Source organism: Arsenophonus endosymbiont of Bemisia tabaci Q2 (genome assembly GCF_902713415.1).
Lineage (GTDB): Bacteria > Pseudomonadota > Gammaproteobacteria > Enterobacterales > Enterobacteriaceae > Arsenophonus.
In genome coordinates, this window is the sequence record NZ_CACTIE010000030.1 from 1 (window position 1) to 12,810 (window position 12,810).

A 12,810-nucleotide genomic window follows, 5' to 3' on the forward strand; every position below is an offset into this window, starting at 1 on the left:
CGCACTCAATATGGTGTAATCAAAATTAAGTCGCTTAGCTATATTTATTTGGTATTTTTTTAGTAAACTAATGAATGTAATAGCCGGATAATAGCATAGAATAAAATAACTTAAATTTAAAATTTTTGTAAGTTAAATTTGCCGCATTATTATATTTTAATCTGACTATAATTTACATTATAGCTAGGCGACTTTAAAATGATTACAATTAATTACTCTATATCAGTAAATTTATATTGTAGAAAAATATATATTTTTGTAATCAAAATTAAGACGCTTAGCTATATTAGCTGCATAATTGGCTATTGGCTGCATAATTGGCTGCATAATAACGAATGTTTAACTGAAATAGAAATAATAAATTGACATTGTCAGAGATTATTAATGTTATTACCTAATTTGCTCGCGACCATCAAATATTAGCTATCTTTATTGTTTTTATATTATCTTTTGGCGAATCGTTAGCCTTCATTTCATTATTACTCCCTGCGACAGTGATTTTGCTTGGTTTAGGCGCATTAATTGATGATAATGGGCTCACTTTTTACCAATATGGTTAACTGCTGCCTGTGGGGCTTTTTTGGGCGATTGGTTATCTTATTGGTTTGGCTTTCATGATAAGAACAGCGTAATAAGAACAGCGTACGCCATATGTGGCCAATTTTCCGTCGTCCTGAAATGCTTGATCTAGGTCATCTTTTTTTGAACATTGAGGAGTATGGAGTCTTTTTATCGGCCGTTTTTTTGGTCTCTTAAGGGCAGTAATTCCCCTGGTAGCCGGCATCTGTGCTATGTGCCTAAACATTATTTTCACCTCGCTAATTTATTTTCTGCTATGGTCTGGGCATTTGCTATTTTAGCGCCAGGGGGATTTGGTTTATCTTGGCTTGCTCAGTGGATGGGGTAAAATAGCTGTTAAATTTCATCCTGGTGCTATTTTTTGCCCAAAATAAGCAAAATTTATTTTGGATATTTATACAGTATATTACTAAGTTACTTTATAAAATAAAGACTATTTTAAGGAAACCAAGGTGGATATTCAGTTATTATATGCAATTATTGGCTTTCTTACCGGCACACTCTTTGGTGGTAGTTCAATTTGGCTAATTATCGCGCAAAAAATGAATAAAAAAGAATCTGAATTGCGAGATTTTTACAGTATCCAAGCTAGCTATGAGGAAAAAATTACCCATCTTGAATATTGGAAAATTGAGTGTGAGCACCGTGATCAAGAATTAAGGTCACAAAGGGAAATTAATCGTAATCAAGAAGTTGAACTACGTGAAGTCATGACACGGCTTGAAGAGACACGGCTGGCTTTTGAAGAGAAACAGCGGCTGTTACTCAATAGTGAACAGCGGTTAAATGTTCAATTTGAGAATTTAGCCAATCGTATTTTTGAACAAAATGAACGTCGAGCCTCTGAGCAGAATCGTCAAAGTTTAGTTGCACTATTAACCCCTTTTCGCGAACAACTGGATGGTTTTCGCCGTCAGGTACATGACAGTTTTAGCCAGGAAGCTCTTGAGCGCCATACTTTAGCTCATGAAATTCGCCAGCTTCAGCAATTAAATGCAGAGATGGCAAAAGAAACGATTAATCTGACTAAAGCACTAAAAGGGGATAATAAAATTCAGGGAAATTGGGGTGAGACAATTCTCTCTCGCATATTGGAAGCTTCTGGGCTAAGGCAGGGGCATGAATTTGAAACTCAAGTCAGTATTAATACCTCCAATAGTCGTTATCAACCTGATGTGATTATTCGTCTACCGCAAGGTAAAGATGTTGTTATTGACGCCAAAATGTCATTAACAGCTTATGAGCACTATTTTAATAGCGAAGATGAGCAACAGCGGGCAACGGCATTACGAGGGCATGTTAATTCAGTACGCAATCATATAAAAGAACTTGGCCGAAAAGATTATCATCAATTAAATGGGTTAAGATCGCTGGATTATGTACTAATGTTTATTCCACTCGAACCGGCTTATTTGATTGCTTTACGCGAAGCGCCTGAACTTATTGATGAAGGTTTGCGGAATAATATTTTACTCGTTTGTCCTTCAACTTTATTGGTGGCAGTTCGTACAATTAATAATTTGTGGCGTTATGAACGACAGAGTCAAAATGCACAAGTAATTGCCGAGCGTGCTGCTAGAATGTATGACAAAATGCGGTTATTTGTCCATGATATACAGGTGTTAGGTCAGAGCTTGAACAAAGCACAGGTGAATTATCAATCAGCGATCAAAAAATTAGCGGAAGGAAAAAGTAATTTGATTAGCCAGGCGGAAAGTTTAAAAGAATTAGGAATAGAAGTTAAACGCCCGATTGATATTGAATTTAGCAAACAGACTGCTAAATCATAATTAAGCAGAATCGTTAGATCGTAAATAAGATCTTACAATAAACATGATTACAATTTTGATTATTTTAATGATTAAATGAGCGCAAATTATGGTAGATCCAATTAAAGAAAGCACTGATTTTGGCTTTTGCAAAGTAGCCAAGGATGAAAAAGCGGATTTGGTTGCTGCTGTTTTTCATTCGGTGGCCGTCAAATATGATCTTATGAACGATCTAATGTCATTAGGGATCCATCGAATCTGGAAACGTTTTACGATAGAAGCCAGTGGTGCACGCCGTGGGCAACATATTTTAGATCTCGCTGGTGGCACTGGAGACTTGACCGATAAATTTGCCAAAATAGTTGGCGAAAAAGGTGAGGTTATTCTGGCTGATATCAACGATTCTATGCTGAAAATGGGGCGCGAAAAGCTCCGCGATCGCGGTATTGTTGGTAATGTTAATTATGTTCAGGGTAATGCTGAAGAACTACCTTTTCCTGATAACTACTTCGATTGCATAAGTATTTCTTTTGGCCTGCGCAACGTTACTGATAAAGATAAAGCGCTTAAATCAATGTTTAGGGTGTTAAAACCTGGTGGTCGTTTATTAGTATTAGAATTTTCAAAACCGATTTTTTCAGCATTAACTAAAGCTTATGATGCCTACTCTTTTCATATTTTACCACGAGTTGGTCAAATGGTAGTCAAAGATGCTGATAGCTATCGCTATCTGGCTGAATCTATTCGCATGCATCCGGATCAGGACACTTTAAAAGCAATGATGGAGTTAGTCGGTTTTGAACAAGTTTCTTATACCAATATGAGCGGTGGAATTGTAGCCCTACACAGAGGGTTCAAATTTTAAGATGGATACCCCGTCAACCAAAAGCTATTCAAAAATCCCGCTATTACATGCCGGAATTGCTTCCTTTTTACAGCTTATGTTGAATAGATTTTTTTATCAGGAAGTGGCGTTGAAATCAGCCAGAGTAAGATTGGTTGGCAAAGTGCTGGCGATTGATTTAAAAGAATTATCTCAACCATTGATCTTTATATTCTCTGAGCAACGAGTTGATGTAGTAAACCAGTGGCCAACACCGGCAGATTGCGTAATAAAAACCGCGTTAGTGACCTTGAGGCATCTTAAAGATAAACAGCAACTTTCGACTCTGATCAACGACGGTAGGGTTGTGATAGAGGGTGATATGCAAGTTGTGCAACATTGGTCTGCATTACTAGATGCGACTGAATGGGATCCTGCTCATTATCTTGCTCCTTATGTCGGTGATGTTGTTGCCGAAGGGGTGAGTTGTTGGGTTAAAAAAGGTATAGTTGGAATAAATGGGTTGTTAAAGCAACAAAAAAAACAGTTTAAAAATGTATTGGTGGAAGAATGGCGAATGTCTCCTAATAAATTGGAAGTGCTAAGTTTTGCTGATAAGGTTGAGAAGGTAGTAGCAGATATTTCAGCACTGGAACAACGTTTAGCTAAATTAGAGGAAAAATATGAGACCAGGAGAAATTAAACGTCTCTATTTTATCGTTCGAGTATTTCTAAATTATGGTTTAGATGAACTTATTTCCAAAATTAAATTTACTTTACCCTTAAGGATTGGACGCCGTTGTTTTTTTTGGTTACCAAATAAGCATAAAGATAAACCCCTTGGTGAACGTTTATGTTTAGCTCTACAAGATTTAGGCCCGGTTTGGATTAAGTTTGGTCAGATGTTATCTACCCGTCGCGATCTTTTTCCAACGATAATTTCTGATCAGTTAGCCTTATTACAAGATAAAGTGGCCAGTTTTGATGGCCGATTGGCTCGCCAACATATAGAACAGTCATTAGGTGGTTCACTTGAAACCTGGTTTGATGATTTTGATGAGGTTCCCTTAGCCTCGGCATCGATTGCTCAAGTACATACTGCAAAATTAAAACAGAATAATAAAAAAATTGTAATTAAGGTTATTCGACCAGATATATTGCCGGTTATTAAAGCGGATGTAGGTTTGATGTATCGGCTGGCTAATTGGCTCCTTCTTTTCCCGGATGGACGACGTTTACGTCTACGAGAAGTTGTTCGAGAGTATGAAAAAACATTAATTGATGAATTAAATTTGTTGCGTGAGACGGCAAATACTCTCCAATTAAGGCGTAATTTTGAAAATAGCTCCATGCTTTATATTCCTGAAGTCTATTCAGACTACTGTCGGGAAAATGTGATGGTTATGGAGCGTATTTATGGTATTCCAGTTTCGGATATTAACGCGTTAAAAAAACAGGGAATTAATATGAAGTTATTAGCTGAACGCGGAGTAAAAGTCTTTTTTACCCAAGTGTTTCGCGATAGCTTTTTTCATGCTGATATGCATCCTGGTAATATTTTTATTAGTCGAGAACATCCTGAAGATCCGCAATATATTGGTATTGATTGTGGTATCGTCGGTTCGCTGAATAAAGAAGATAAACGTTACTTGGCAGAAAATTTTATCTCCTTTTTTAATCGTGATTACCGTAAGGTAGCTGAATTACATGTTGATTCGGGATGGGTACCAGCAGATACTAATATAGAAGATTTTGAATTTGCCATTCGAACCGTTTGTGAGCCAATTTTTGAGAAACCGCTAGCTGAAATTTCTTTTGGTCATGTTTTATTCAATTTATTCAATACCGCCCGTCGTTTTAATATGGAGGTTCAGCCTCAGTTAGTATTGCTTCAAAAAACTTTGCTCTATATTGAAGGATTGGGAAGGCAGCTTTATCCTCAACTAGATTTGTGGAAAACAGCTAAACCTTTTCTTGAAGATTGGCTACATCGACAAATGGGTTTAGCCGCGATCATTAGTGCGTTTAAGGAAAAAGCACCTTATTGGGCAGAAAAAATGCCAGAAATTCCCGATCTTATTTACGGAGCGCTTAAGCAGCATAAATATTTACAAGATAGTATCGATAAATTCGCAGTCCAGCTACAAGGCCGACAAGTAAAACAAAGACAAGGCCAATATTTACTAGAAATTGGAGCAACTTGCTTGTTATGTGGTACTTTATTGCAGATTTTCGATTCAAAAATTGCTGCTATTGGGTTTATATCTTTCGGTATAATTTCATGGGCTATAGGATGGTATCGAACAGGTAAAATTGGCTAAAGTTTGTCTTTGAACACATTTATTTTAGGGTCTGCATGTTTCTTAGATAGAAGTTAGTTGTATATAATATGGTTATACATAGTTGAAGCTAATTTCGTAGAGGTATATATCAATGGGAACAACAATTGCTATGGCTACATTTGGTAGTCCGGGTCAGCTTTTTATTATTGCTTTACTGGTTGTTTTAATTTTTGGTACTAAGAAGTTACGCTCACTCGGCTCAGATTTGGCGGAGTTATTGAAAACTTCAAAAAAGCGATGAGTGATGATCACAGTAAAACTTTTGATAGTAACAAAGCAGAAAAAAAGCATACTGATGCTGATTTTGAACCCAAAAATATTATTGAGAAAACAACAACAAGTCAGACCAAAGAAACGGCTGAAAGTAAAAAAAATAAAGAGTAAGTATAAACCGTGCTTGATATTGGTTTTAGTGAACTGTTATTGGTTATGATTATTGGCCTAGTGGTTCTTGGTCCTGAGCGTTTGCCGATAGCTGTCAAAACGGTTGCCGGTTGGATACGTGCGTTCCGTTCATTGGTTGCTAACGTTCAGCATGAACTCTCACAAGAGTTAAAATTGCAGGAAACCTTGAGGAAGGCAGAAGAAAAAGCACAATTACAGACCCTTTCACCGGAACTTAAACAATCGATAGAAGAATTGAGAGAATCTACTGAGCTATTAAAGAAAAATTATCAATCATCGAATAGTCTTATCGAAGAAGAATTTGCTAAAGTAAAAGCATTTACTAGCGATCTTGATGAAAATAGCACAACTAAAATAGATGAAGAAATAGCGATAACAACCAATAAACAATCTCAACCAAAACAGACTGATCAGTTGGTAACCGCGTCAGATAGTCCTACTAAAAGTAAAAATACGCTCAAATCTCTAGCAGAGATAGTAAAAAAGCACTCTGATCAAACTAACGGTGAAAATTAGTCTATGTCTATCGATGATCCTCAACCACTTATTAGCCATTTAATTGAATTACGTAGACGCATTCTTTATAGCTTATTTACAGTTGCAGTGGTTTTTCTAGCTCTGGTCTATTTTTCCAATGATATCTATCATTTGGTTGCTGCACCCTTGATTGAACAGCTCCTCGTCGGTTCTCGCATGAGTGCGACTGATGTGACATCAACTTTTTTTACCCCGATTAAACTGACGTTTATGGTGGCGGTATTTATTTCTATTCCAGTGATCTTATATCAATTATGGGCTTTTATCGCTCCTGCTCTTTATAAGCATGAGCGGCGCTTGATGTTGCCTTTACTGGTCTCCAGTAGTGTACTTTTTTACCTGGGGATGCTTTTTGCCTATTTTGTTATTTTTCCTTTAGCATTTGGTTTTTTTGTAAAAACCACACCAGAAAGTGTGAATTTCATTCCTGATATTACTAAATATCTAAGCTTTGTTATGACACTTTTTATGGCTTTTGGTGCGGCGTTTGAAGTTCCAGTTGCTATTATTCTACTTTGCTGGACAGGCGTTACGACGCCCGATTCTTTAAAACGTAAGCGTCCTTATATGATTGTGGGTGCTTTTATTGTAGGTATGTTTTTGACACCACCAGATGTGTTTTCTTAGACCCTATTAGCGGTACCAATGTATTTATTATTTGAATTGGGCTTGTTGTCACGATTTTATGTTGGTAAGAGCCACAAAGCAGCAGATGATAAAAATTCGCATAAAATAATAGAATAAAACGCTATTTTTTAATTACAATCCATCACTTTTCTTAAATTGTTTATTATCATCTATTAGCTTAGCTACATTTTGATTAAGGATATTAAGAAGAATAACTGAACGATTTTCACCATCAGGTTCTGAATAAATTGCTTTTAGGCCTTCAAAAATAGCTTCACTTTCAAAAATAGCTTCACTAATGATGATAGTATCACCTGATACTAGCCGTTTTTGGTGCCACGATTTCTTGTTTAAATGCGGATTTTAGTTCATTAATAATATTATCTGGTACGATCACAGGATAGAGGCCAAATCGAATAAAATGGCTGACCCCTCTAGTTGAACGTATCGTTGTAGTATGGATTTCTTCAGGATTAAATTTAATGAAAAGGTAGTTTGGAAATAATGATTCAGTAATTTTGATGCGTTTGCCTCGCACTATTTTTTGTATTTGAGCTTCTGGTGTTAAGAAAATAACATGCTGTCTTTATTAGATTTTCTATTGCTCGCTCTATTTTCCCGCATTTATAGTAAAGAAGATACCAATTTTCCATGTTATGGCTCAAAAATAAAATTACGCTTTATCATTATATCAAATTATAAATTATTAAGATATGTCGCCAGAACCAGCATGATTAATTCTTTATGATTCAATTAATATAGTTTTATATGATGATCTAATAAAAGGTAGAGATAGATGGATATTTTTCTTCTTAGTAATGGTCGATTAACTACGAATTCTCAATGGCTAAATTATGCAACATCACGTTTAAAAAAGATGTTTCAACCTCGTCAAATCCGCAAAGCATTATTAGTTCCTTATGCTGTCTTACACGGTGATCATAATCAACGTGCCGCTGAGCTTAGTCAATCATTAGGTATTGAAGTGGTTTCGATTGAATACTTTGAGTCGCCTGTAGAGGCGATTTAGTCAGCGGAGTATATTTTAGTTAGTGGAGGAAATACTTGGTGGCTAAATAAATGCTTGCATGAAAATGGATTGATCGTAGCTATTCAAAGTGCTGTTTTTAAACGTAACATTCTCTATATTGGCTGGAGTGCGGGATGCAATGTCGCCACTCCTAGTATAATAACCACCAATGATATGCCTGTAACTAATGTAGTTGTAATGCCTTCCTTGAGGCTATTTCCAATACAAATTAATCCGCACTATATTGATAGTCATATTAGTGGGCATATGGGAGAAACTCGAGATGATCGTATTGCTGAGTTCTGTGTGATCAATCCCCATGAAATTGTTATTGCCTTACGTGAAGGTAGTGGCTTACAGATTAAAGATAATGAACTACATTATTTTAGTGGCAAAAATGAAGGATTTAAGATTTTTCAGTATAACCAACATTTTCCAGAGCAATTTGATACAAAAATATTAAAAAATGGGTTCCTTATCAATGTATAGCTAAGCGACTTAATTTTGATGACATTATTTATATGAGCTATTCAATTGATTTTAAACGTAAAGTGATATTTACGATGGAAGAAGAAGCGTTGAGTATCCGAGAAACAGCGAAGCAATTTCGGATTGGCTCTGCATCTGTATCGCGTTGGATTAATCAAATAGAGCCAAAATCATCGACTACGCGTCAGCGAAAAATCGATAAATCCGAATTGATAAAAGATGTTGAACAATATCCAGATGCTTACCAAAAAGATCGTGCAGAGCGTTTTGGCGTTTGTCAGAAGGCCATTTGGCAAGCTCTTAAAAAAATGGGATTGACCTATAAAAAACTCTACGTCATCCGAAAGCCGACGAAAACACTCGACAAACGTTTCAACAAAAAACAGTATGAAAAAGAAGGCAAGCATATTGTTTTTATTGATGAAAGTGGTTTTTCACACGATACCCCGCGGACTCACGGCTATTCCCCGAAAGGTCAACGGTGTGTTGGTCTCAAGAACTGGGGAGCTAAAGGAAGAACAAATGTTATCGGCGCTTTATTGGGCACAACGCTGTTTGCTATCGGATTATTTGATATCAATATTAACAGCGATGTTTTCTATGCATAGGTCACCTAAGTCCTTATTCGAGTACTTCCTAAAAAAAGGGTAATCAATGATGGATAATGCAACTTTTCACAAGAAACAGAGTATTCAACAAGTCATCATCGATGCGGGGCATATGGTGGAATATTTGCCTACCTATTAGCCAGATCTTAATCCAATTGAACATAAATAGGCACAAGCTAAATGCAAAAAAAGAGCGCTCGGATGCGACACAAATATTTTGTTCGCACTCAATACGGTGTAATCAAAATTAAGTCGCTTAGCTATATTTAATTACATTGTAATTAATTAAAAATATTCACTAATCTCAACAGACTGAACCTTTATTGGTAACCTGCATGGAACAATTTATAATGAAGCTCCAGCAGATTAGAAAGTAGAAAATATATAATGAAATACCGTGATCTGAAAGATTTCATATCATTATTAGAACAAAAAAAAGAACTGAAACGTATCATCTATGAAGTCGATCCTTATTTAGAAATGACAGAAATAGCAGATAGAACTCTGCGGGCCGGTGGGCCTGCACTGTTATTTGAAAACCCTAAAGGTTTTTCTATGCCAGTTCTGTGTAATTTGTTTGGGACCGTTGAACGCGTTGCGATGGGGATGGGGCAAGAAAATATCCAAGCATTGCATGAAGTTGGCAAATTATTGGCATTTCTTAAAGAACCGGAGCCACCTAAGGGATTCGCTGATTTAATCTACAAGTTACCAAAATTTAAGCAAGTTCTTAATATGCCAACCAAAAGGTTAAAATCGGCAGCCTGTCAAGAACAGATTTGGCAAGGTGATGATGTTGATCTATTTCGTATTCCCATAATGCATTGTTGGCCAGAAGATGTCGCACCACTTATAACATGGGGATTGACGGTTACTCGAGGGCCTCATAAGACACGGCAAAATCTAGGTATCTATCGGCAACAACTATTAACTAAAAATAAGTTGATTATGCGTTGGTTATCTCACCGGGGTGGGGCATTGGATTTTCAAGAATGGTGTAATAAATATCCCGCTAAACCTTTTCCTGTCGCAGTAGCTTTAGGGGCTGATCCTGCTACTATTCTAGCCGCAGTGACACCTATTCCGGATACGCTTTCCGAATATGCATTTGCGGGATTATTACGCGGACACCGTTCAACGGTTGTAAAATGTATATCTAATGAGCTTGAGGTACCGGCGGGTGCAGAAATTATTCTGGAAGGCTATATTGATCCTGAAGAATTTGCACGGGAAGGCCCTTATGGCGATCACACTGGTTATTATAATGAAGTTGATAAATTTCCGGTATTTACCGTTACGCATATTACTCAACGTAGTGATGCTATTTATCATTCAACTTACACCGGCCGGCCCCCTGATGAGCCCGCCGTCTTGGGTGCTGCATTAAATGAGGTTTTAGTCCCTATATTACAAAAACAGTTTCCAGAAATTGTTGATTTTTATTTACCTCCTGAGGGCTGTTCTTATCGGCTTGCCGTGGTAACAATAAAGAAACAATATGCTGGGCATGCTAAGTGCGTTATGATGGGGGTTTGGTCTTATTTACGGCAATTTATGTATACAAAATTTGTCATTGTCTGTGATGAAGATATTAATGCACGTGACTGGAATGATGTTATTTGGGCAATAACAACCAGAATGGATCCAGCACGAGATACCGTTATGATGGAAAAGACCCCGATTGATTATCTTGATTTTGCGTCACCTATCTCAGGTTTAGGTTCAAAAATGGGACTTGATGCAACCAATAAATGGCCGGGTGAAACACAACGAGAGTGGGGTCGTCCAATTGTTATGACAGAAAAAATAAAAAAACGAATAGATGACATTTGGCATGAATTGGATATTTTTAAATTATGAGAGGATGTGAATGTCGACATTAAGTTGTAAGGTAGTTTCTATAGAATCTATCACTGATACGGTCTATCGCGTTCGCTTATTACCTGATGATCAATTTTCCTTTCGTGCCGGTCAATATTTAATGGTCATTATGGATGAGCGTGATAAGCGTCCATTTTCCTTGGCTTCAATTCCTTCAGAAAAAAAACTAATTGACCTTCATATCGGTGCGTCAGAGTTTAATCTTTATGCCATGGCGGTGATGGAGCGTATTTTTGCGCAAAATAGTATCAATATTGATATTCCTCATGGTAAAGCTTGGTTTCGCCAGGGAAGTAAAAAACCAATAATTCTTATTGCGGGGGGAACAGGATTTTCTTATACCCGCTCTATTTTATATGCTGCATTGGAAGAAAACCCTGACAGAGATATTACCTTCTATTGGGGAGGACGAAGATTAGAACACCTTTATGATTTGGGTGAATTGCAGTCTCTTTCAGAGCAATATCACAACATAAAAATTATTCCTGTTGTTGAACAACCTGAATCAGATTGGCGAGGACGTACAGGTACGGTTTTGAGTGCTGTGCTGGATGACTTTGGTTCTCTTACAAAATATGAAATTTACATTGCCGGGCGTTTTGAAATGGCAAAAATTGCGAGGGAACGTTTTTGTAGTGAAAGAGGGATCAGCCCTGAATATCTTTATGGTGATACATTCGAATTTATCTAAATATAATAAAAAAACAAAAAACCGCCCTTCTGGGCGGGAAAATAGCAACAACATAACATAAAGCGTAGACTAGTTATTTAATCCGTTCAACAAGTGTAGCTATGCCTTGTCCAAAACCAATACACATAGTAGCTAAACCAAACTGAGCATCTTTCCGTTCCATAATATTTAGTAAAGAAGTGATGATTCGCGCAGCAGAGCACCCTAAAGGGTGACCTAAGGCAATCGCGCCACCATGCAGGTTAACTTTTTTTCTATTTTATCGATAAGCTGTAAATCTTTTAAACAAGCCAGAGCTTGTGCAGAAAAAGCTTCTTTAATTTCAAAAACATCTATATCTTGGAGAGTTAAATTAGCCCGTTGTAATGCAATTTTACTTGCAGGAAGAGGTCCATATCCCATAATGGCGGGATCGCAACCAATAACGGACATAGATCGAATTTTAGCTCTTACTCTTAATCCCTGTGTTTTAGTATATTTTTTACTGGTAACAAGTATGGCGGCTGCACCATCTAATAGCGCCGATGAATTTCCGGCGCTAACTGAGCCTGAAATAGGATAAAAGACCGGAGGTAAAGCCCCTCAGGCTGGCTAAATTTGCATCAAATCGAATCACCTCATCTTGCTTGAGGGCAACCAGATTGCCGTCAATATCATGGCCGGCAGTTGCTACGATTTCATTATTAAATCATCCATGATGAGTTGCCTCAGCTGCCTTTTGATGAGAACCTAAAGACAAATTTATCTTGTTCAGTGCGACTGATTTGATTTTGTCTGGCGAGCATCTCGGCAGTTAATCCCATTGCAACTGAAGCGGTAGAAATATGAATAGCAAGTTTACGATTGATATCGATGCCGTGGGTCATAAGAACATGTGCCATATGTTCGACACCACCGACAAACACAACATTGGCATCACCTGACATAATAAATCGGGCGGCATGATGTAATGCTTGAATAGAAGAACCGCACAGCCGATTAACCGTTATAGCTAAGCGACTTAATTTTGATGACATTATTTATATGAGC

The 12,810-nt window shown here is 37.2% G+C and carries 9 protein-coding genes and 6 pseudogenes; 13 read left to right on the forward strand and 2 right to left on the reverse strand.

Going from position 1 to position 12,810, the window contains the following annotated elements:
• Positions 1 to 198 precede the first annotated feature (198 nt).
• The 9 genes and pseudogenes from ARSQ2_RS02110 (at position 199) to tatC (ending at position 7,199) form a co-directional block, all read left to right on the forward strand.
• Positions 199 to 366, forward strand: coding sequence for a hypothetical protein (locus tag ARSQ2_RS02110; protein WP_181994208.1), 168 nt, complete (start codon positions 199 to 201; stop codon positions 364 to 366).
• A gap of 50 nt (positions 367 to 416) precedes the next feature.
• Positions 417 to 907, forward strand: a pseudogene (locus tag ARSQ2_RS02115) (DedA family protein).
• A gap of 124 nt (positions 908 to 1,031) precedes the next feature.
• Positions 1,032 to 2,369 carry a DNA recombination protein RmuC gene (gene rmuC / locus ARSQ2_RS02120; protein WP_181994209.1) on the forward strand — a complete coding sequence of 446 codons (1,338 nt, stop codon included), beginning with the start codon at positions 1,032 to 1,034 and terminating at the stop codon, positions 2,367 to 2,369.
• Between the two features lie 88 nt (positions 2,370 to 2,457).
• Positions 2,458 to 3,213, forward strand: coding sequence for a bifunctional demethylmenaquinone methyltransferase/2-methoxy-6-polyprenyl-1,4-benzoquinol methylase UbiE (gene ubiE, locus ARSQ2_RS02125; protein WP_181994210.1), 756 nt, complete (start codon positions 2,458 to 2,460; stop codon positions 3,211 to 3,213).
• Between the two features lies 1 nt (position 3,214).
• The gene (locus ARSQ2_RS02130; protein WP_181994211.1) at positions 3,215 to 3,874 is read left to right on the forward strand and encodes a ubiquinone biosynthesis accessory factor UbiJ; all 660 of its coding nucleotides are present in this window, start codon (positions 3,215 to 3,217) and stop codon (positions 3,872 to 3,874) included.
• Positions 3,855 to 5,492, forward strand: coding sequence for a ubiquinone biosynthesis regulatory protein kinase UbiB (ubiB, locus tag ARSQ2_RS02135; RefSeq protein ID WP_181994212.1), 1,638 nt, complete (start codon positions 3,855 to 3,857; stop codon positions 5,490 to 5,492). Before ARSQ2_RS02130 ends, ubiB begins: the two co-directional genes overlap by 20 nt.
• A 112-nt stretch (positions 5,493 to 5,604) precedes the next feature.
• Positions 5,605 to 5,897, forward strand: a pseudogene (gene tatA, locus ARSQ2_RS02140) (twin-arginine translocase TatA/TatE family subunit).
• A 9-nt stretch (positions 5,898 to 5,906) separates the two neighbouring features.
• On the forward strand, positions 5,907 to 6,434 hold the full coding sequence (gene tatB / locus ARSQ2_RS02145) for a Sec-independent protein translocase protein TatB (protein WP_181994213.1): 528 nt from the start codon (positions 5,907 to 5,909) through the stop codon (positions 6,432 to 6,434).
• Between the two features lie 3 nt (positions 6,435 to 6,437).
• Positions 6,438 to 7,199, forward strand: a pseudogene (gene tatC / locus ARSQ2_RS02150) (Sec-independent protein translocase subunit TatC).
• Positions 7,200 to 7,214: 15 nt separating this feature from the next.
• On the opposite strand, the pseudogene rfaH reads toward tatC, so the two are convergent.
• Positions 7,215 to 7,735: pseudogene (gene rfaH / locus ARSQ2_RS02155) on the reverse strand (transcription/translation regulatory transformer protein RfaH).
• Between the two features lie 143 nt (positions 7,736 to 7,878).
• Here rfaH and pepE point away from each other — a divergent pair.
• The 4 genes and pseudogenes from pepE to fre form a co-directional block, all read left to right on the forward strand.
• A pseudogene (pepE, locus tag ARSQ2_RS02160) lies at positions 7,879 to 8,597 on the forward strand (dipeptidase PepE); the annotation flags it as partial.
• 36 nt (positions 8,598 to 8,633) lie between these two features.
• Positions 8,634 to 9,209, forward strand: a complete 576-nt coding sequence (locus tag ARSQ2_RS02165; protein ID WP_202880362.1) for an IS630 transposase-related protein — start codon at positions 8,634 to 8,636, stop codon at positions 9,207 to 9,209.
• Positions 9,210 to 9,596: 387 nt separating this feature from the next.
• The gene (gene ubiD / locus ARSQ2_RS02170; protein WP_181994214.1) at positions 9,597 to 11,069 is read left to right on the forward strand and encodes a 4-hydroxy-3-polyprenylbenzoate decarboxylase; all 1,473 of its coding nucleotides are present in this window, start codon (positions 9,597 to 9,599) and stop codon (positions 11,067 to 11,069) included.
• Positions 11,070 to 11,079: 10 nt separating this feature from the next.
• The gene (gene fre, locus ARSQ2_RS02175; RefSeq protein WP_181994215.1) at positions 11,080 to 11,781 is read left to right on the forward strand and encodes an NAD(P)H-flavin reductase; all 702 of its coding nucleotides are present in this window, start codon (positions 11,080 to 11,082) and stop codon (positions 11,779 to 11,781) included.
• A 73-nt stretch (positions 11,782 to 11,854) separates the two neighbouring features.
• On the opposite strand, the pseudogene ARSQ2_RS02180 reads toward fre, so the two are convergent.
• A pseudogene (locus ARSQ2_RS02180) lies at positions 11,855 to 12,773 on the reverse strand (acetyl-CoA C-acyltransferase); the annotation flags it as partial.
• Between the last annotated feature and the right edge of the window lie 37 nt (positions 12,774 to 12,810).